Genomic DNA, 20,573 nt, shown 5'->3' with positions numbered 1-20,573 from the left:
GCTGCAAGACTTCATTTCCTGCAGTGGCGAATCTCATGTCAGAGCTGATTCTTCATCATTACCCAACGTCTCCCTTCGCGGAAAAGGCTCGGCTGCTGCTGGGCTTCAAGGGCCTGTCCTGGCGTTCGGTGAGCATACCGCCCATGATGCCCAAGCCTGACCTGACGGCACTGACGGGCGGCTATCGCAAGACGCCGGTATTGCAGATTGGCGCGGACATCTATTGCGACACATCCCTGATCGCCCGTCGGCTGGAGCAGGAAAAAGCCTCGCCGGCCCTGTTCCCCGAAGGCCGGGAAATGCTGGCCGCGTCCTTTGCCGCCTGGGCCGACTCGGTGGTGTTTCAGCATGCGGTGAGCCTGGTGTTCCAGCCTGAATCCGTGGCGGTGCGTTTCGCCAAGCTCTCGCCTGAAGCCATCAAGGCGTTCATCAGCGACCGCGCCGGGCTGTTCAGTGGTGGTACGACCACACGCTTGCCTGCCGACCAGGCCAGGCACCAGTGGCCGACGATCATGGCGCGCCTGGAGCAGCAGTTGCAGCGCGAGGAGGGCGATTTCCTGTTGGGTGAGCCGTCGATTGCCGACTTCGCCATGGCCCATCCGCTGTGGTTCCTCAAGGGCACCCCGGTGACCTCGCCGCTGGTGGACGCGTATCCGGCTGTTTCGGCATGGTTGGCGCGGGTGCTGGGTTTTGGCCATGGTGCGTCGAGCCAGATAAGTGCCGAAGAAGCCTTGGATGTTGCCCGCAACGCGACACCGCAAGCGCTGCCGGATGAGTCGTTCGAAGAGCCGAACGGGTTCACCGCAGGGCAGCAGGTGACCATCGCCGCGACGGACTATGGCGTTGATCCGGTGGCAGGGGAGTTGTTGTTTGCGGGTAGCGAAGAGTTGATTCTGCGTCGCGAAGATGAGCGTGGCGGGGTGGTGCATGTGCACTTTCCGCGGTTCGGGTTTCGGATCGAGGCTCGCTGATGGTGCAGACTTTGGACTTTTATTGGATGTGAGTCCGTATTCGCGAGCAAGCCCGCTCCCACAGTGGAACTGTGTTGGTCACAGGTATTGTGTTCAATGAGATCCAACTGTGGGAGCGGGCTTGCTCGCGAAGGCGGTATGACTGACGCACCGTAATATTGGGCAAATCGATTACATCAACGCCTTGAGAATATTCTCCGGCTCGTACCCACGAATCAACGTGCCATTCACATCGAGGATCGGAATCCCCCGACCACCCAGCGCCTCGTAGGCCTTGCGCGCCTCGGGGTCCTTCTCGATATCGAACTCGCGAAACGGCACGCCTTTCTCATCCAGGAACCGTCGGGTGGCCTTGCAGTAGCCGCACCAGTCGGTGGCATACAGCACGACCCGAGCATGGGTTCGGACCTGCTCGGAAACCATCTGTGATGGGTTGAACACCCGCTCGATCTTGCCCCAGTTCTGGTACGCGACCACTACCAGCAGAATCAGCAGAAACTTCTTCAGCGCCCTAGCGAGCATCAATTACGCCGCTTGAGCTGGTCGGTCAGCGAGGTCGGCAACCCCTTGATGATCAACGTACCGGCTTCCTCGTCATACTCGATCTTGGAGCCCAGCAAGTGCGCCTCGAAGCTGATGGACAAGCCTTCGGCGCGACCGGTGAAGCGGCGGAACTGGTTGAGGGTGCGTTTATCCGCCGGGATTTCCGGCGACAACCCGTAGTCCTTGTTGCGGATGTGGTCGTAGAAGGCTTTCGGGCGATCTTCGTCGATCAACTCGGACAGTTCTTCCAGGCCCATGGGTTCGCCGAGCTTGGCCTGGCTGCTGGCGTAGTCCACCAGGGTCTTGGTTTTTTCCCGGGCATCGTCTTCCGGCAAGTCTTCGCTTTCGACGAAGTCACTGAAGGCCTTGAGCAGGGTGCGGGTCTCGCCGGGGCCATCGACGCCTTCCTGGCAGCCGATGAAGTCGCGGAAGTACTCCGAGACCTTCTTGCCGTTCTTGCCCTTGATAAACGAAATGTACTGTTTCGACTGTTTGTTGTTCTGCCATTCCGACACGTTGATCCGCGCCGCCAGGTGCAGCTGGCCCAGGTCCAGGTGGCGGGACGGGGTCACGTCCAGTTCATCGGTCACCGCCACGCCTTCGCTGTGGTGCAGCAGGGCGATGGCCAGGTAGTCGGTCATGCCCTGCTGGTAATGGGCGAACAACACGTGGCCGCCCACCGACAGGTTGGACTCTTCCATCAGTTTTTGCAGGTGTTCCACCGCCACCCGACTGAACGCGGTGAAATCCTTCCCGCCATCCAGGTACTCCTTCAGCCAGCCGCTGAACGGATGCGCCCCGGACTCGGCATGGAAAAAGCCCCAGGCCTTGCCTTGCTTGGCGTTATAGCTTTCGTTGAGGTCGGCGAGCATGTTCTCGATGGCCGTGGACTCTGCCAGTTCGGAGTCGCGGGCATGGAGCACCGCAGGGGTGCCGTCGGGTTTTTTGTCGATCAGGTGGACGATGCAATGACGGATCGGCATGGATTTCTCGGCTGATGAAAGAGAGGAGGGCGTGCTCCCCGAAAAGGGCCCAGTGTACCGCAATCACTGGTTTTGGAACCCGGCAAAGGACCTTTCAGGCCCGTCCGACTGCCTATATGCATTTTTTTAACGTTTTAGCGCAAGAAAGCTGACCAAATGGGTAGCTAGAGGCGGATATTTCAGAGGCGTTGTGCTAGTTTTGCCCGGTCTTACGCGAAGTCACTGCGTTAAGCGTGCATTCAGCATCTGTCAGGTCGAACCAAACCCGGTTTTCGGCATCTATTACCCCGATCCGTCGTGGTGATTGCCGAGGGTGCCTGATCCAGAGAGATCGGGCTCGATGGCTGACACTGCACTCTGCAATCCATATGAATTTGATAGGGAAGGAACACTACATGGCTCTTACTAAAGACCAACTGATCGCTGACATCGCTGAAGCTATCGACGCGCCAAAAACCACCGCGCGTAACGCTTTGGACCAACTGGGCCAAATCGTTGCCGATCAGCTGGAAAACGGCGGCGAAATCACCCTGCCAGGTATCGGCAAGCTGAAAGTCACCGAGCGTCCTGCCCGTACCGGCCGTAACCCTTCGACTGGCGCTGCCATCGAAATCGCTGCCAAGAAAGTGATCAAGCTGGTTGTGGCCAAAGGCCTGACCGACGCGGTCAACAAGTAAGATCGCTGTAAAAAAACCGTGCCTCGGAGTGATCCGGGCACGGTTTTTTATTGCCTTGGAAAAAGTGGCCTGTGGTGAGGGGATTTATCCCCGCTTGGGCGCGAAGCGCTCGCAAGACCTGACACCCGAGTTGACTGCTTTTAGGGCCGCTTCGCAGCCCAGCGGGGATAAATCCCCTCGCCACAGGGTTCTTTTGCTGGCTGAAGGATTGGTGGTGAGCGCTATGCCGATTCAGCCCTTGCGAACCCAACGCGCCTGGCGCCACGCCTGTTGCTGGGCCTCGGTCTGGAAGGTCCAGGCCACGAAACGACTCTGCTTCTGGCCCTGGGACATCTCCACCACGTGGCTGTGCAGCGCCCCGGCCTTTTTCAGCGCGGCCTGAATCGCCGGCAGGTTCGACACCTTCGACACCAGGGTGCTGAACCACAACACTTGGCTGGCCAATTGTGCGCTTTCGCTGATCAATTGCGTGACGAATCGCGCTTCCCCGCCCTCGCACCACAACTCCGCGGCCTGGCCGCCAAAATTCAGCACCGGCAGCTTGCGCTTCGGATCGGCCTTGCCCAGTGCCCGCCACTTGCGCTGGCTGCCCTTGGTGGCCTCTTCCAGGGAGGCGTGGAACGGCGGGTTGCACATCGTCAGGTCGAACCGTTCGCCATCTTCCAGCAGGCCCAGGAGGATCTGCTTGCGGTTGGCTTGCTGGCGCAACTGGATGGCCTTGTTCAAACCATTGGATTGGACGATGGCCTTGGCCGAGGCAATGGCGGTCGGGTCGATCTCCGAGCCGAGGAAGTGCCAGCGGTAGTCGCTGTAGCCGATCAACGGATAGACGCAGTTGGCGCCGGTGCCGATGTCCAGCACCTTCACCGCCGCACCCCGAGGGATCTCTCCGTCGTTATGGCTGGCGAGCAAATCGGCGAGGAAATGCACATAGTCGGCGCGACCGGGCACCGGCGGGCACAGGTAATCGGCCGGAATGTCCCAATGGGCGATGCCATAGAAGGATTTGAGCAGCGCCCGGTTGAACACCCGCACCGCGTCGGGGCTGGCAAAGTCGATGCTTTCCTTGCCGTAGGGGTTGATGATCACGAACTTGGCCAATTCAGGCGTGGACTTGATCAACGCCGGGAAGTCGTAGCGGCCCTGGTGACGGTTGCGTGGATGTAGGCTGGCCTTTTCCCGCGGCGCCACGGCTTTGGCCTCGGTGGTGGACTTGGGCTTCTGGCGTGCAGGTTTGGGTGTGCGGGGGGCGGTCATTGGCGGGTCGATTCGGGGATGGCTCAAAAAGTGGCGGGTATTGTCCCACATCCAGACTGGTCTTGATGACTGCGCAGTTCAAATGTGGGAGCGAGCTTGCTCGCGATGGCGGCGACACATCCAGCTTTGATGCAAGCTGACCCTCCGCTATCGCGAGCAAGCTCGCTCCCACATTAGGGGGGCTCAGCATGAATAGGAAAGTGCCAGGCAGAAAAAAAGGAGGCCACCAGGGCCTCCTTCTTCAGTGACGAACCGCCGTTACAGGCTGGAGATCCGCCCATGCTGCTCGGCCAGCTTGCCCAGGGCCTGTTCGGCCTCGGCCAGTTTGGCCCGTTCCTTCTCGATGACTTCGGCTGGAGCCTTGTCGACGAAACCGGCGTTGGACAGCTTGCCACCAACCCGCTGCACTTCACCCTTCAGGCGCAGGATTTCCTTGTCCAGGCGCGCCAGTTCGGCGGCCTTGTCGATCAGGCCAGCCATCGGCACCAGCACTTCCATCTCGCCGACCAGGGCGGTGGCCGACAGTGGCGCTTCTTCGCCGGCGGTCAGCACCGTCACCGACTCGAGCTTCGCCAGCTTCTTGAGCAGCGCTTCGTTTTCGTTGAGGCGGCGCAGGTCTTCGGCGCTGGCATTCTTCAGGAACAGGGTCAGCGGCTTGCCCGGGCCGATGTTCATTTCGGCGCGGATGTTACGCAGGCCCAGCATGAAGGTCTTGAGCCATTCGATGTCGTCCTCGGCTGCCGGATCGATGCGGGTCTCGTTGGCCACCGGCCACGGTTGCAGCATGATCGTCTTGCCCTGGATGCCCGCCAGCGGTGCGATGCGCTGCCAGATTTCCTCGGTGATGAACGGCATGAACGGATGCGCCAGGCGCAGGGCCACTTCCAGCACGCGAACCAGGGTGCGGCGGGTGCCGCGCTGGCGCTCGACCGGTGCGTTCTCGTCCCACAGCACCGGCTTGGACAGCTCCAGGTACCAGTCGCAGTACTGGTTCCAGATGAACTCGTACAAGGCTTGTGCGGCCAGGTCGAAACGGAACTGGTCCAGTTGGCGGGTCACTTCGGCTTCGGTGCGTTGCAACTGGGAAATGATCCAGCGATCGGCCAGGGTCAGCTCGTAGGCTTCGCCGTTCTGGCCGCAGTCTTCGCCCTTGTCCAGCACGTAGCGCGCGGCGTTCCAGATCTTGTTGCAGAAGTTGCGATAGCCTTCGACGCGACCCATGTCGAACTTGATGTCGCGACCGGTGGACGCCAGCGAGCAGAAAGTGAAACGCAGGGCATCGGTGCCGTAGCTGGCGATGCCCTCGGCGAATTCTTCGCGGGTGGCCTTCTCGATCTTCTTCGCCAGTTTCGGCTGCATCAGGCCGGAGGTGCGTTTCTGCACCAGGGTTTCCAGGTCGATGCCGTCGATGATGTCCAGCGGGTCCAGGACGTTGCCCTTGGACTTGGACATCTTCTGGCCCTGGCCGTCGCGCACCAGGCCATGAACGTAGACCGTCTTGAACGGTACTTGCGGGGTACCGTCTTCGTTCTTCACCAGGTGCATGGTCAACATGATCATCCGGGCGACCCAGAAGAAAATGATGTCGAAGCCGGTGACCAGCACGTCGGTGGAGTGGAATTTCTTCAGGAACTCGGTCTGTTGCGGCCAGCCCAAGGTCGAGAAGGTCCACAGCCCCGAGCTGAACCAGGTGTCGAGGACGTCGTTGTCCTGCGTCAGGGCGACGTCCGGACCGAGGTTGTGCTTGGCGCGGACTTCGGCTTCATCGCGGCCGACATAGACCTTGCCCGATTCGTCGTACCAGGCCGGGATGCGATGGCCCCACCACAGCTGACGGCTGATGCACCAATCCTGGATGTCGCGCATCCACGAGAAGTACATGTTTTCGTATTGCTTGGGCACGAACTGGATGCGGCCGTCTTCCACGGCGGCAATCGCCGGCTCGGCCAGCGGTTTGGTGGACACGTACCACTGGTCGGTCAGCCACGGCTCGATGATGGTGCCGGAGCGGTCGCCTTTCGGGACTTTCAGGGCGTGATCGTCGACGCTGACCAGCAGGCCGGCGGCCTCGAATGCCGCGACGATCTGCTTGCGCGCCTCGAAGCGGTCCAGGCCGGCGTATTCGGCCGGCAGCGTGCCGTCGACGCTTTCATTCAGCGTGCCGTCGAGGTTGAACACCTGGGCCGCCGGCAACACGTTGGCGTTCTTGTCGAAGATGTTCAGCAGCGGCAGGTTGTGGCGTTTGCCGACTTCGTAGTCGTTGAAATCATGGGCTGGGGTGATTTTCACACAGCCGGTGCCGAATTCAGGGTCGCAGTAATCGTCGCCGATGATCGGGATGCGACGGCCAACCAGGGGCAGCTCGACGAACTTGCCGATCAGTGCCTGGTAGCGCTCGTCGTTCGGGTTTACCGCCACGGCGGCGTCACCCAGCATGGTTTCCGGACGCGTGGTGGCGACGATCAGGTAATCCTTGCCTTCGGCGGTCTTGGCGCCGTCGGCCAGGGGGTACTTGAGGTTCCACAGGAAACCTTTCTCGTCGTGGTTCTCCACTTCGAGGTCGGAAATGGCCGTGTGCAACTTGGTGTCCCAGTTGACCAGGCGCTTGCCGCGATAGATCAGCCCGTCTTCATGCAGGCGCACGAAGGCTTCCTTCACCGCTTCCGAAAGACCGTCGTCCATGGTGAAGCGCTCGCGGCTCCAGTCCACGGACGAGCCGAGGCGACGGATCTGGCGGCTGATGTTGCCACCGGACTCATCTTTCCATTCCCAGACTTTCTCGAGGAATTTCTCGCGCCCCAGGTCGTGGCGATTCTGGCCTTGGGCTTCGAGGCGGCGTTCCACCAGCATCTGCGTGGCGATACCGGCGTGGTCGGTACCCGGTTGCCACAGGGTGTTGCGACCTTGCATGCGGCGGAAACGGATCAGGGCGTCCATGATCGCGTTGTTGAAGCCGTGGCCCATGTGCAGGCTGCCGGTGACGTTCGGCGGCGGGATCATGATGGTGTAGGAATCGCCCGCACCTTGCGGAGCGAAATAATTCTCGGACTCCCAGGTGTTGTACCAGGAAGTTTCAATGGCGTGCGGCTGGTAGGTCTTATCCATGCGCGGCGGGACCCTATTGGCATTTATTCAGGAAAAGCCGGGAAGTATAGCGGGGGGGGCAGGTACAAGCCACAAGCTGCAAGCTGCAAGAGGGATCCGGCTTTTGCTTTTGCTTGCAGCTTAAAGCTTGCCGCTCGTAGCTGCGGCGACGAGCCGCTCCATCCTTGCCTCCAGCCGGCGCTTGATCTCGGTTTCGATGTGCGGGGCGAAGTCGTCGATGACGTCTTGCATGATCAACTGCGCCGCAGCGCGCAATTCGCGGTCCAGGTGCAGCAGGGCGTCGGGGCCCTTGGCTTCGGTCTTGGCGGCAGGCTCGGGTTCGGGCTGGCCGTTGATCGGATCGAACAGCAGGGGAATCTGCTCGTCATGCACCGGCTCGGGCACGACCGTATCGGTCAGCAGTGGCGGTTGCAGGTTGTCGTCGCCGAGCAACTGGCGGATCGACTCGAGGTCGTCCAACAGGTGCGCGGGCTTTTGTGGCGATTTTGGAGTGTCCATCGTAGGGCTCAGAGTCGCTGTAAACGGTGGTCTTGCAGAGGATAGCCCTGTTCGCGGTAGAAACGGAAACTCTCCCGCGCGGCTTGTCGGATGGCCGGATCTTCCACCACCACTTCCGCCACGCGGGCGAAGCGCTGGGCAAAGGCCGGTACTTTCAGGTCGAGGTTGACCAACAGGTCCTGATGATGGCCGCAGTCATCTCCCAGTCCCAGTACGATCAGCCCCTCGGGTTCGCTTTCGGCCGGGCCGTGGGGCACGAAACTCTCGCCCTTGAAAGCCCATAGGCGTGCGTCCAGGTCATCGCGCTGGGCGGCATCGCTGCAATGCAGGTAGATGCGGTGCCCCATGCGCCAGGCCTTTTCGACGAGCTTGCAGGCGAAATCCAGCCGCGCCGACGGATCGGCGCTGGGCAGGATATAGAAATCGACTTTGGTCATTGCGGTTCCTGAGCCGCCGCTGGCGCCACCCGAGGGTGACGCCAACGACGGTCATTGGTGTCAGGCCTTGGCGCGGTCCAGCAGGTACTGGGTCAGCAGGGGCACTGGGCGGCCGGTGGCGCCTTTGTCCTTGCCGCCGCTGGTCCAGGCCGTGCCGGCGATGTCCAGGTGCGCCCAGTTCAGGTTCTTGGTGAAACGCGACAGGAAGCAGGCCGCGGTGATGGTCCCGGCTTTCGGGCCGCCGATGTTGGCGATGTCGGCGAACGGGCTGTCCAGTTGTTCCTGGTACTCGTCGAACAAAGGCAACTGCCAGGCGCGGTCGTCGGCTTGCTGGCCGGCGCTGAGCAATTGGCCGATCAGTTCGTCGTTGTTGCCCAGCAGGCCCGAGGTGTGGGCACCGAGGGCGACGACGCAGGCGCCGGTCAGGGTGGCGATATCGATCACCGCTTGCGGCTTGAAGCGCTCGGAGTAGGTGAGGGCGTCACACAGCACCAGGCGGCCTTCGGCATCGGTGTTGAGGATTTCCACGGTCTGGCCGCTCATGGTGGTGACGATGTCGCCCGGACGCGAGGCGGTGCCGCTGGGCATGTTCTCGGCGCAGGCCAGGATGCACACCAGGTTGATCGGCAATTGCAGTTCGAGCACGGCGCGCAGGGTGCCGAACACGCTCGCGGCACCGCCCATGTCGTACTTCATTTCATCCATGCCGGCGCCTGGCTTGAGGCTGATGCCGCCAGTGTCGAAGGTGATGCCCTTGCCAACCAGCGCATATGGCTTCTCGGACTTCCTGCCGCCGTTGTATTGCATGACGATCAGGCGCGGCGGCTGGGCGCTGCCCTGGCCGACGGAATAGAACGAACCCATGCCCAGGTCCTTGATCTTCTTCTCGTCGAAGACCTCGACCTTCAGGCCCTTGAACTCCTTGCCCAGTGCCTTGGCTCGTTCGCCGAGGAACGTCGGGTGGCAGATATTCGGCGGCAGGTTGCCCAGGTCACGGGTGAAGGCCATGCCGTTGGCAATCGCGGTGGCGTGGGTCACGGCGCGCTGGACTTCAGCCTGGGCGGCCTTGATGGTCAGCAGGGTGATTTTCTTCAGGGCGCGGGGTTCGGCTTTCTGGCTCTTGAACTGGTCGAACTGGTATTCGCCGTCCACCAGGGTTTCCGCCAGCAGGCGGTTCTTGCCGTAGCTGTCGCGACCCTTGACCACCAACTCGTCCAACGCCAGGACGGCATCGGCGCCGCCCAGGCCCTTGAGGGTGCCCAACACGCCAGCGATGGTTTTACGGAACGGACGGTCGCCCAATTCGGCGTCCTTGCCCACGCCCACCAGCAGCACCCGATCGGCCTTGAGGTTGGGCAGGCTGTGCAGCAGCAGGCTCTGGCCGACCTTGCCGGCCAGGTCGCCGCGCTTGAGCACGGCGCTGATGGCACCGCCGCTCAGGCTGTCGAGCTGGGTGGCGACGACGCCGAGCTTGCGGTTTTCACCGACGGCAACCACCAGCGTGGCGGTTTTCAACGTTTCTGGGCTGACGCTTTTTACAACCAGTTCCATGTCCGGTTCCCTGAGTGAATGGTCAAGAGGCCAGGCGCCGACACAATGGCGCGCTGAGCGAGCTTCTTCTATATAGAAGCGCCGGTGCTTGCCGGCGACAAAGGCCGCAGTTTGAACCCCGGCGGCCGAGCCTGACAACCCTCGACGGCGCTAACTTTTGGCTTTAAGCACCGGTTTAAAGCGTGCGAAGTGACAGGCGCCTCCAATCACAGGATAATGCGGCTCTTTTTTCGGCGGTTCGCGTTGGCGGACCGGCTCGATACGTTTGCTTGTTTGGCCGCCTTAAGGGTTTGTATGAAAAGTCGCCGAGCGGCGATCAGGCAAGGCGAAAACAGGCGAGGAAGCGGAGTTGACTGGCTGTCAATGAGCATTCCGAGCCTGTTTTCAACGCAGCATGATCGTCGCGCAGGCACTTTTCATACAAAACCCAGCCTGACAACCCTGGAGTGTCTGGTGTGATCGTCTTTCGTTATCTATCCCGCGAAGTCCTGCTGACCCTGAGCGCCGTGAGCGCCGTGCTGCTGGTCATCATCATGAGCGGACGCTTCATCAAATACCTTGCCCAGGCGGCCTCCGGTGCCCTGGATCCGGGCTCCCTGTTCCTGATCATGGGGTTCCGCCTGCCGGGCTTCCTGCAATTGATCCTGCCGCTGGGGTTGTTCCTCGGTATTTTGCTGGCCTATGGGCGGCTGTACCTGGACAGTGAAATGACCGTGCTGTCGGCCACCGGCATGAGCCAGCAACGGCTGTTTCGCATGACCCTGTTCCCGGCCACATTGGTGGCGCTGGTGGTGGCCTGGCTGAGCCTGAGCCTGTCGCCCCAGGGCGCCAACCAATTCCAGCTGCTGATCAACCAGCAGGACGCCATGACCGAATTCGACACCCTGGTGCCAGGGCGTTTCCAGGCCCTGCGCGACGGCACGCGGGTGACCTACACCGAACAGCTCTCGGATGACCGGATCGACCTGGGCGGCGTCTTCATTACGCAAAAGAACCTGTCTTCGGACAGCAAGAAGGACCGTGGTATTTCCGTGCTGGTGGCCGAGAAGGGCCGGCAGGAAATCAACCCCGACGGCAACCGCTACCTGATCCTGCATAATGGCTATCGCTACGATGGCAAGCCGGGGCAGGCCGACTACCGGGCCATCAAGTACGACACCTATGGTGTGCTGTTGCCCAAGCCCGAGGTCAGCGACGAAGTCACCGATCGCGACGCGATGCCCACCGCCAGCCTGTTGGGCAACAAGGACATCCGTGCCCGCACCGAGCTGCAATGGCGCCTGTCGTTGCCGCTGCTGGTGTTCATCGTGACCCTCATGGCGGTCCCGCTGTCGCGGGTCAACCCGCGCCAGGGCCGTTTCCTCAAGTTGCTGCCGGCGATTCTCCTGTATATGGCTTACCTGACCATCCTGATTTCCGCCCGCGGCGCCCTGGAGAAGGGCAAGATCCCGCCGACGCTGGGCTTGTGGTGGGTGCATGGCATCTTCCTGGCCATTGGCCTGGGGCTGCTCTATTGGGAACCCCTGCGCCTGAAACTGGCCAGTCGCCGCAGCGCGCTGGAGGTGGCCCGTGGTTAAACTCGACCGCTACATCGGCAGCAGTGTGTTCATGGCGATTCTCGCGGTGCTGGGGATCATCCTTGGCCTGGCGACCCTGTTTGCCTTCATCGATGAAATGAGCGACGTCAGCGACACCTATACCCTGACGGACGTGGCGAGCTACGTGCTGCTGACCGCGCCTCGGCGCCTGTACGACATGCTGCCGATGGCGGCGCTGATCGGCTGCCTGATCGGCCTGGGCAGCCTGGCCAGCAACAGCGAGCTGACCATCATGCGCGCCGCAGGCGTGTCCATTGGTCGGATCGTCTGGGCGGTGATGAAGCCGATGCTGGTGCTGATGCTGGTGGGTGTGTTGATCGGCGAATACATCGCCCCGGCCACCGAGAACACCGCCCAGGCCAACCGTTCCCTGGCCCAGGGCGGCGGTGATGCGCAAAGCGCCAAGCACGGCCTGTGGCACCGCCAGGGTGACGAGTTCATCCACATCAACTCGGTCCAGCCCAATGGCATCCTCTATGGCGTGACCCGCTATCGTTTCGACGACCAGCGGCACATGCTGTCAGCGAGCTTCGCCAAGCGCGCGAATTTCGCCGAGGACCACTGGCAACTGAGTGATGTCACCACCACCCTGTTCCATGACAAGCGCACCGAGGTGGTCGCTGCCCCGCAAGAGCGTTGGGACGTGTCGATCAGCCCGCAGCTGCTCAGCACCGTGGTGATGGCGCCGGAATCGCTGTCGATTACCGGTTTGTGGGGCTATATCCACTATCTGGCGGACCAGGGCCTGAACAATGGCCGCTACTGGCTGGCTTTTTGGGTCAAGGTGTTGCAACCGCTGGTCACCGCCGCTCTGGTGTTGATGGCGATTTCCTTCATTTTCGGCCCGCTGCGTTCGGTGACCCTTGGTCAACGAGTGTTTACCGGCGTGCTGGTGGGCTTCACCTTCCGTATCGCCCAGGATCTGCTGGGGCCGTCGAGCCTGGTGTTTGGTTTCTCGCCGCTGTTTGCGGTGCTGGTCCCCGCGGCTGTCTGCGCGTTGGCCGGGCTCTGGTTGCTGCGCAGGGCGGGTTGACCCCAATTCTTGTGGCGAGCAGGCTTCATGTGGCGAGGGGATTTATCCCCGTTGGACTGCCCAGCAGTACCCAGCATCCTCCCTGGCGCATCGCCAGGGTTGATAGGTCGAGGGCTGCTTCGCAGCCCAGCGGGGATAAATCCCCTCGCCACAATGGCGTCTGTATCAGGTACAATTCCCGGCTATTTTTCGGCGGGCCATGCCTGCAGCCTTTTTGAGTGTTGATCCGTGAGTGATTTGAGTCATATCCGCAATTTCTCCATCATCGCCCACATTGACCATGGCAAGTCGACGCTGGCTGATCGCTTCATCCAGATGTGCGGCGGCCTGGCCGAGCGTGAAATGGAAGCCCAGGTCCTGGACTCCATGGACCTCGAGCGTGAGCGCGGGATCACCATCAAGGCCCACAGCGTTACCCTGTATTACAAGGCCCGCGACGGCGTCACCTATCAGCTGAACTTCATCGATACCCCGGGTCACGTCGACTTCACCTATGAAGTCAGCCGGTCGCTGGCGGCCTGCGAGGGTGCATTGCTGGTGGTCGATGCCGGCCAGGGCGTCGAGGCCCAGTCGGTCGCCAACTGCTACACGGCCATCGAGCAGGGTCTGGAAGTCATGCCGGTGCTGAACAAGATCGACCTGCCCCAGGCCGATCCGGACCGCGTGAAGGAAGAAATCGAGAAAATCATTGGCATCGATGCCACCGACGCGGTCACCTGCAGTGCCAAGACCGGCCTGGGCGTGGATGAAGTGCTCGAACGCCTGGTCACCACCATTCCTGCGCCAACCGGCAACATCGAAGATCCGCTGCAAGCGTTGATCATCGACTCCTGGTTCGACAACTACCTGGGTGTAGTCTCCCTGGTACGCGTGCGCCATGGCCGCGTGAAGAAGGGCGACAAGATCCTGGTCAAGTCCACCGGCAAGATCCACCTGGTGGACAGCGTCGGGGTCTTCAACCCGAAACATACCGCCACCGTCGACCTGAAGGCCGGCGAAGTGGGCTTCATCATCGCCGGCATCAAGGACATCCACGGGGCGCCGGTCGGTGACACCCTGACCTTGAGCTCCACCCCCGACGTCGATGTGCTGCCCGGTTTCAAACGCATCCAGCCGCAGGTCTATGCCGGCCTGTTCCCGGTCAGCTCCGACGACTTCGAGGATTTCCGCGAAGCCCTGCAAAAGCTGACCCTGAACGACTCCTCCCTGCAGTACACCCCGGAAAGCTCCGACGCCCTGGGCTTCGGCTTCCGCTGCGGGTTCCTGGGCATGTTGCACATGGAAATCATCCAGGAGCGCCTGGAGCGCGAATACGACCTGGACCTGATCACCACGGCACCGACGGTAATCTTCGAGCTGCTGCTCAAGAACGGCGAAACCCTCTACGTCGACAACCCGTCCAAGCTGCCGGACCTGTCGGCCATCGAGGACATGCGCGAACCGATCGTGCGGGCCAACATCCTTGTGCCTCAGGAGCACCTGGGTAACGTCATTACCCTGTGCATCGAGAAACGCGGCGTACAACACGACATGCTGTTCCTCGGCACGCAGGTCCAGGTGACCTACGACCTGCCGATGAACGAAGTGGTGCTGGACTTCTTCGACCGCCTCAAATCCACCAGTCGCGGCTATGCTTCGCTGGACTATCATTTCGATCGTTACCAATCGGCTAATCTGGTGAAACTGGATGTGCTGATCAACGGTGAGAAAGTCGATGCCCTGGCATTGATCGTGCACCGTGACAACGCGCACTACAAAGGTCGTGCATTGACCGAGAAGATGAAGGAACTGATTCCGCGGCAGATGTTCGATGTGGCAATCCAGGCCGCCATTGGCGGGCAGATTGTGGCGCGTACAACCGTCAAGGCGCTCAGAAAGAACGTATTGGCCAAATGCTACGGCGGCGACGTCAGCCGTAAGCGCAAGCTGTTGGAAAAGCAGAAGGCCGGTAAAAAACGCATGAAGCAGGTCGGTAACGTGGAAATTCCACAGGAAGCCTTCCTTGCGGTGCTCAGGTTGGATAGTTAGGTCCTATGTCGCTAAATTTCCCGCTGTTGCTGGTTATCGCCGTATTCGTCTGCGGCCTGTTGGCGTTGCTTGATCTGTTGTTCCTGGCGCCTCGGCGCCGGGCGGCCATCGCCTCTTATCAGGGCAGCGTCAGCCAGCCTGATGGTGTGGTGATCGAAAAGCTCAACAAGGAACCGCTGCTGGTCGAATACGGCAAGTCGTTCTTCCCGGTGCTGTTCATCGTGCTGGTGCTGCGTTCGTTCCTGGTGGAGCCGTTCCAGATCCCGTCCGGTTCGATGAAGCCGACCCTGGACGTGGGCGATTTCATTCTGGTGAACAAGTTCTCCTACGGGATCCGCCTGCCGGTGATCGACAAGAAAGTCATCGAGGTGGGTGATCCGCAACGCGGCGATGTCATGGTGTTCCGCTTCCCGAGCGACCCGAACGTCAACTACATCAAGCGGGTGGTCGGCTTGCCGGGCGACACGATCCGCTACACCGCCGACAAGCGTCTGTTCGTCAATGGCGAATCGGTGGCTGAACAATTGCTCGGCTCCGAGCCGGGTACGCTGGGCAGTGCCGAACTCTACCGGGAAAAGCTCGGCGAGGCCGAACACCTGATCCGCAAGGAAATGAGCCGCTACCGCGCAACGCCGGACCGTTCGTGGACCGTGCCGGCGGGGCACTATTTCATGATGGGCGACAACCGCGACAACTCCAACGACAGCCGTTACTGGGATGATCCGAACATTCCCAAGGACCTGCTGGGCATGGTCCCGGACCGAAACATCGTCGGCAAGGCCTTTGCGGTCTGGATGAGCTGGCCGGAACCCAAACTCAGCCACCTGCCGAATTTCTCGCGGGTTGGCTTGATCAAGTAATCCCACACGGCGCTGTTGAACACAGCGCCGAATGCTTTTCTGGAGCCTGCACAGGGTTGCCCGGAGGCATGAAGCCAACGATAGTCAGGACGTCATTTTTGAACACAGCGTTAATTGTCCCAAGCCAACGGTGCCTTGCCACCGTGGCGGTGGAATCCAGCCACGAACTCAGCGTGGGTAAACCGTGAGCGTTTCTCTAAGCCGTCTCGAGCGTCAGCTCGGCTACACCTTCAAGGACCCGGACCTGATGCTCCTGGCCCTCACTCACCGCAGTTTTGCCGGGCGCAACAACGAGCGCCTGGAATTCCTCGGTGATGCCATCCTCAACTTCGTGGCCGGCGAGGCGCTGTTCGAACGCTTCCCGCTGGCCCGCGAAGGCCAGTTGTCGCGTTTGCGCGCGCGATTGGTAAAAGGTGAGACCCTGGCCGTGCTGGCCCGTGGTTTCGACCTGGGCGATTACCTGCGCCTGGGCTCCGGTGAATTGAAAAGCGGCGGTTTCCGTCGCGAGTCGATCCTGGCCGATGCCCTGGAAGCGTTGATTGGCGCGATCTACCTGGACTCAGGCATGGACATGGCGCGCGAACGCGTGCTGGCCTGGCTGACTTCCGAGATCGACAGCCTGACGCTGGTGGACACCAACAAGGATCCCAAGACCCGTTTGCAGGAGTTCCTACAGTCGCGCAGTTGCGAACTGCCGCGCTACGAAGTGGTGGATATCCAGGGTGAGCCGCATTGCCGAACCTTCTTCGTCGAATGCGAAGTTGTCCTACTGAATGAAAAAAGCCGGGGTCAGGGTGTGAGTCGTCGTATTGCCGAACAGGTAGCGGCCGCCGCAGCACTGATCGCCCTGGGCGTGGAGAATGGCAATGACTGATACAACCGTCACCCGCTGCGGCTATGTCGCCATTGTCGGTCGGCCGAACGTGGGCAAGTCCACGCTGCTGAACCACATCCTGGGCCAGAAACTGGCGATCACCTCGCGCAAGCCCCAGACCACCCGCCACAACATGCTGGGTATCAAGACCGAAGGCGCCGTGCAGGCGATCTACGTCGACACCCCGGGCATGCACAAGGGTGGCGAAAAGGCCTTGAACCGCTACATGAACAAGACTGCCTCGGCGGCGTTGAAAGACGTCGACGTGGTGATCTTCGTGGTCGACCGCACCAAATGGACCGAAGAAGACCAGATGGTCCTCGAGCGTGTCCAGTACGTGACAGGGCCGTTGATCGTGGCGTTGAACAAGACCGATCGCATCGAAGACAAGGCTGAACTGATGCCGCACCTGGCCTGGTTGCAGGAGCAGTTGCCCAATGCCCAGATCATCCCGATCTCTGCCCAGCATGGCCATAACCTCGACGCGCTGGAGCGGGTGATTGCCGAACACCTGCCGGAAAACGATCATTTCTTCCCTGAAGACCAGATCACCGACCGCAGCAGCCGTTTCCTCGCCGCCGAGCTGGTGCGCGAGAAAATCATGCGCCAGATGGGCGCCGAGCTGCCGTACCAGATCACGGTCGAGATCGAAGAGTTCAAGCAACAGGGCAAGACCCTGCACATTCATGCATTGATCCTCGTCGAACGTGATGGCCAGAAGAAAATCATCATTGGCGACAAGGGCGAGCGCATCAAGCGCATCGGCACCGAGGCGCGCAAGGACATGGAGCTGCTGTTCGACTCCAAGATCATGCTCAACCTGTGGGTCAAGGTGAAGGGCGGCTGGTCCGATGACGAGCGTGCGTTGCGTTCGTTGGGTTACGGCGACCTGTAATCCATCCGGCAGTACACCACGGACCTTGTGGGAGCGGGCTTGGGGTCGTTTATAAAATTGTGCTCCGTCAGCGAGACTCCATTTCCATGTCCCCAACCCAACCCACCGGCCAATCCGCCTACGTCCTCCACAGCCGCGCCTACCGTGAAAGCAGCGCCCTGGTGGACTTCCTCACGCCCCAAGGGCGGCTGCGGGCGGTGTTGCGGGGGGCGCGGGGCAAAGCGGGGACGCTGGCACGGCCCTTCGTGCCGCTGGAAGTCGAATTTCGCGGGCGGGGCGAGTTGAAGAACGTCGGGCGCATGGAAAGCAACGGCGTCGCCGCCTGGCTCAATGGCGAGGCGTTGTTCAGCGGCTTGTACCTCAATGAATTGCTGATCCGCTTGCTGCCCGCCGAAGATCCTCACCCGGCCGTCTTCGACCACTACGCCGCCACGCTGCTGGCCCTGGCAGAAGGCCGTCCGCTGGAGCCGCTGCTGCGTTCGTTCGAATGGCGGCTGCTGGATGACCTGGGCTATGGCTTCGCCTTGAGCGCCGACCTGCACGGCGAGCCCATCGCCGCCGACGGCCTCTACCGTTTGCAAGTGGATGCTGGCCTGGAGCGGGTCTACCTGCTGCAACCGGGGCTGTTCAATGGCGCCGAGCTGCTGGCCATGGCCGAGGCCGACTGGAGCGCGCCGGGCGCCTTGTCGGCGGCCAAGCGGCTGATGCGCCAAGCCCTGGCCGTGCACCTGGGCGGTCGGCCCCTGGTCAGTCGCGAGCTGTTTCGCAAGCCCTGATCAACCCGTATGCTGTGGGCCGACTATCTGTCCCTTCAGGAGCCTTTTTGTGAGCACCAGCAATCGCATTCTTCTCGGCGTGAACATCGACCATGTCGCCACCCTGCGCCAGGCCCGCGGTACGCGCTACCCGGATCCGGTCAAGGCCGCGCTGGACGCGGAAGAGGCGGGTGCCGACGGCATCACCGTGCACCTGCGTGAAGACCGTCGCCACATCCAGGAGCGCGACGTGCTGCTGCTCAAGGACGTGCTGCAAACCCGCATGAACTTCGAAATGGGCGTGACCGAAGAAATGATGGCGTTCGCTGAGCTCATCCGCCCGGCGCACATCTGTCTGGTGCCGGAGACGCGCCAGGAACTGACCACCGAAGGCGGCCTCGACGTAGCGGGGCAGGAATCGCGGATCAGCCTGGCGGTGGAACGCCTGTCGAAGATCGGTGCCGAGGTATCGCTGTTCATCGATGCCGACGAACGGCAGATCGAAGCATCCAAGCGGGTCGGCGCCCCGGCCATCGAACTGCACACCGGTCGTTACGCCGATGCCGAAACCCCCACCGAGGTGGCCGACGAGCTGCAGCGGGTCGCCGATGGCGTCGCCTTTGGCCTGGCCCAGGGCTTGATCGTCAACGCCGGCCATGGCCTGCACTACCACAACGTCGAAGCCGTCGCGGCCATCAAGGGCATCAACGAGCTGAACATCGGCCACGCGCTGGTGGCCCATGCGTTGTTCGTCGGGTTCAAGTCGGCGGTGGCGGAAATGAAAGCGCTGATCCTGGCTGCCGCGAAAGCCTGATGCCACCACATAACTCAATGTGCCTGCTCATTTAAGGCCTGCTTGATTGATTGTGGCGAGGGGATTTATCCCCGTTGGGCTGCGAAGCGGCCCTAAAATCTGGCGCCTCGGTGTGTCAGGCAGATTGAGTTGACTGCTTTGGGGCTGCTGCGCAGCCCAACGGGGATAAATCCCCTCGCCACAGATTCATCACAGCATCGGGATGGTGTACAGCTTCAGAGCTGCGGGGATTCCTGGTTCGGCTTGCTCTTGTCCACACCCGGCACGTGCAGGTTGCCCTCGGCCACCTGGTCGCCTTCGAGCTGCGGTTGCGTCACCCAGGTCAGGATGTCGTAGTAGCGACGGATGTTCGCCACGAAATGCACGGGCTCGCCGCCCCGGGCGTAGCCGTAGCGGGTCTTGCTGTACCACTGTTTCTGGGACAGGCGCGGCAGGATCTTCTTCACATCCAGCCACTTGTCCGGGTTCAGCCCTTCCTTGGCCGCCAGTTTGCGGGCGTCGTCCAGGTGGCCGCTGCCGACGTTATAGGCCGCCAGGGCGAACCAGGTGCGGTCGGGCTCCTGGATGCTTTCGTCCAGTTGGTCCTTCATGTAGGCCAGGTACTTGGCGCCGCCCATGATGCTTTGCTTCGGGTCCAGGCGGTTGGACACGCCCATGGCCTGGGCGGTGTTCTGGGTCAGCATCATCAGGCCGCGCACGCCGGTCTTGGACGTGACCGCCGGTTGCCACAGCGATTCCTGATAGCCGATCGCGGCCAGCAGGCGCCAGTCGACTTTCTCTTTCTTGGCGTAGGCCTTGAAGTGCTGTTCGTATTTGGGCAGGCGTTGTTGCAGGTGCTGGGCGAACGTGGTGGCGCCCATGTAGCCGAGGACATCGACGTGGCCGTAGTAGCGGTCCTTGAGGCGTTGCAGCGTGCCGTTCTTCTGCACCTTGTCGAGGTAGCTGTTGATCTCGTTGAGCAGGCTGTTGTCTTCACCAGGGGCCACGGCCCAGCTCTGGTTGCGGGCATCGCCCAGGTCGAAGGCCACGCGCACGTTGGGGAAGTACACCTGGTTCATCGCCACTTCGTTGGAATCCACCAGGGTGAGGTCGATCTGGCCCTCGTCGACCATGCGCAGCAGGTCGACCACTTCAACCGCGTCGGACTCTTCGTATTCGATGCCCGGGTATTGCTGTTTCAGCTGCGCCAGCTGTTCGGCGTGGCTGCTGCCCTTGAGCACCATGATCTTCTTGCCCGCCAGGGCGGCCGCGTCGGTGGGGCGTGACTGGCCATTGCGGTAGATGACCTGCGGGGTGACTTCCAGGTAGGCGTGGGAAAACCGCACCTGCTTCTTGCGCTGTTCGCTGCTGACCAGGCCTGCGGCCGCCAATACCGGGCCGTTGGGCTTGCCGATCTGGCTGAACAGGTCGTCGAGGTTGTCAGCGGTCTCGATCTTCAGCTCCACCCCCAAATCGTCGGCGAAGCGCTTCACCAGCTCGTACTCGAAGCCGGTTTCACCGTTGCGATCCTGGAAGTAGGTGGCAGGGCTGTTTCGGGTAACCACCCGCAGCACGCCATCCTCCTTTACGCGCTCCAGTGTGTTGGGTTTCTCAACACAACCACTGAGCACCAGGAAGAGTCCGGTTGCGATCAGCCATTTGGCATATCGCGGACGCAAAGCCGTTGGGGAAAACATCTGCGCAGTATACGCAAA

18 protein-coding genes are annotated in these 20,573 nt (G+C 61.5%); 10 read left to right on the top strand and 8 right to left on the bottom strand.

Translation table 11 applies throughout. The features are described 5' to 3' along the window. Positions 1–35 precede the first annotated feature (35 nt). The gene (locus BM317_RS03720) at positions 36–971 is read left to right on the top strand and encodes a glutathione S-transferase family protein (RefSeq protein WP_092473126.1); all 936 of its coding nucleotides are present in this window, start codon (positions 36–38) and stop codon (positions 969–971) included. A gap of 171 nt (positions 972–1,142) precedes the next feature. Here the strand turns inward: BM317_RS03720 and BM317_RS03715 are convergent, their stop codons facing one another. Continuing rightward, entirely contained in the window at positions 1,143–1,493 is a 351-nt protein-coding gene (locus BM317_RS03715; protein WP_092166264.1) for a glutaredoxin family protein, read from the bottom strand. Next, on the bottom strand, positions 1,493–2,497 hold the full coding sequence (gene yejK, locus BM317_RS03710; protein WP_014340016.1) for a nucleoid-associated protein YejK: 1,005 nt from the start codon (positions 2,495–2,497) through the stop codon (positions 1,493–1,495). Before yejK ends, BM317_RS03715 begins: the two co-directional genes overlap by 1 nt. A 395-nt stretch (positions 2,498–2,892) precedes the next feature. On the opposite strand from yejK, the gene BM317_RS03705 reads away from it, so the two are divergent. Next, positions 2,893–3,174 (top strand): HU family DNA-binding protein, encoded by a 282-nt coding sequence (locus BM317_RS03705; protein WP_007905514.1) that lies wholly within the window; start codon positions 2,893–2,895, stop codon positions 3,172–3,174. 231 nt (positions 3,175–3,405) lie between these two features. Here BM317_RS03705 and rlmF read toward each other — a convergent pair whose 3' ends face one another. The 5 genes from rlmF to BM317_RS03680 all read right to left on the bottom strand — a co-directional run bounded on the left by rlmF (position 3,406) and on the right by BM317_RS03680 (position 10,022). After that, positions 3,406–4,431, bottom strand: coding sequence for a 23S rRNA (adenine(1618)-N(6))-methyltransferase RlmF (rlmF, locus tag BM317_RS03700; RefSeq protein WP_092166266.1), 1,026 nt, complete (start codon positions 4,429–4,431; stop codon positions 3,406–3,408). Between the two features lie 258 nt (positions 4,432–4,689). Then, positions 4,690–7,536 carry a valine--tRNA ligase gene (locus BM317_RS03695; RefSeq protein ID WP_092473124.1) on the bottom strand — a complete coding sequence of 949 codons (2,847 nt, stop codon included), beginning with the start codon at positions 7,534–7,536 and terminating at the stop codon, positions 4,690–4,692. 120 nt (positions 7,537–7,656) lie between these two features. Next, positions 7,657–8,034 (bottom strand): DNA polymerase III subunit chi, encoded by a 378-nt coding sequence (locus BM317_RS03690; RefSeq protein WP_092166270.1) that lies wholly within the window; start codon positions 8,032–8,034, stop codon positions 7,657–7,659. Positions 8,035–8,042: 8 nt separating this feature from the next. After that, positions 8,043–8,471, bottom strand: coding sequence for a DNA polymerase III subunit chi (locus BM317_RS03685; protein ID WP_092166272.1), 429 nt, complete (start codon positions 8,469–8,471; stop codon positions 8,043–8,045). Between the two features lie 60 nt (positions 8,472–8,531). Further along, a complete protein-coding gene (locus BM317_RS03680; RefSeq protein ID WP_092473122.1) occupies positions 8,532–10,022 on the bottom strand; it encodes a leucyl aminopeptidase in 1,491 nt (496 codons plus the stop codon). Between the two features lie 455 nt (positions 10,023–10,477). Between BM317_RS03680 and lptF the strand changes: the two genes are divergently transcribed. From lptF to pdxJ, 8 genes are all read left to right on the top strand, one after another. Then, complete coding sequence (gene lptF / locus BM317_RS03675; protein WP_092166274.1) at positions 10,478–11,599, top strand: LPS export ABC transporter permease LptF; 1,122 nt, start codon at positions 10,478–10,480, stop codon at positions 11,597–11,599. After that, positions 11,592–12,653, top strand: a complete 1,062-nt coding sequence (gene lptG / locus BM317_RS03670; RefSeq protein WP_072408974.1) for an LPS export ABC transporter permease LptG — start codon at positions 11,592–11,594, stop codon at positions 12,651–12,653. Before lptF ends, lptG begins: the two co-directional genes overlap by 8 nt. A 228-nt stretch (positions 12,654–12,881) precedes the next feature. Continuing rightward, a complete protein-coding gene (lepA, locus tag BM317_RS03665; protein WP_060740809.1) occupies positions 12,882–14,681 on the top strand; it encodes a translation elongation factor 4 in 1,800 nt (599 codons plus the stop codon). A gap of 5 nt (positions 14,682–14,686) precedes the next feature. After that, a complete protein-coding gene (gene lepB / locus BM317_RS03660; protein WP_092166276.1) occupies positions 14,687–15,541 on the top strand; it encodes a signal peptidase I in 855 nt (284 codons plus the stop codon). Between the two features lie 184 nt (positions 15,542–15,725). Continuing rightward, entirely contained in the window at positions 15,726–16,415 is a 690-nt protein-coding gene (rnc, locus tag BM317_RS03655) for a ribonuclease III (RefSeq protein ID WP_092166278.1), read from the top strand. Next, a complete protein-coding gene (era, locus tag BM317_RS03650) occupies positions 16,408–17,310 on the top strand; it encodes a GTPase Era (RefSeq protein WP_079303829.1) in 903 nt (300 codons plus the stop codon). The genes rnc and era overlap by 8 nt, the downstream gene beginning before the upstream one ends. 86 nt (positions 17,311–17,396) lie before the next feature. Next, positions 17,397–18,086: a DNA repair protein RecO gene (recO, locus tag BM317_RS03645; protein WP_092166280.1), complete on the top strand. Its 690-nt coding sequence runs from the start codon at positions 17,397–17,399 to the stop codon at positions 18,084–18,086. Between the two features lie 49 nt (positions 18,087–18,135). After that, complete coding sequence (gene pdxJ, locus BM317_RS03640; protein ID WP_092166282.1) at positions 18,136–18,879, top strand: pyridoxine 5'-phosphate synthase; 744 nt, start codon at positions 18,136–18,138, stop codon at positions 18,877–18,879. A gap of 215 nt (positions 18,880–19,094) precedes the next feature. Here the strand turns inward: pdxJ and mltF are convergent, their stop codons facing one another. Beyond that, positions 19,095–20,555: a membrane-bound lytic murein transglycosylase MltF gene (gene mltF, locus BM317_RS03635; protein WP_092166284.1), complete on the bottom strand. Its 1,461-nt coding sequence runs from the start codon at positions 20,553–20,555 to the stop codon at positions 19,095–19,097. Between the last annotated feature and the right edge of the window lie 18 nt (positions 20,556–20,573).

This window comes from Pseudomonas sp. NFACC24-1 (genome assembly GCF_900115235.1).
GTDB classification, from domain to species: domain Bacteria; phylum Pseudomonadota; class Gammaproteobacteria; order Pseudomonadales; family Pseudomonadaceae; genus Aquipseudomonas; species Aquipseudomonas fluorescens_AA.
The sequence above is the reverse complement of the archived record's forward strand: the minus strand, read 5'-3'. Positions and strand labels throughout refer to the sequence as shown.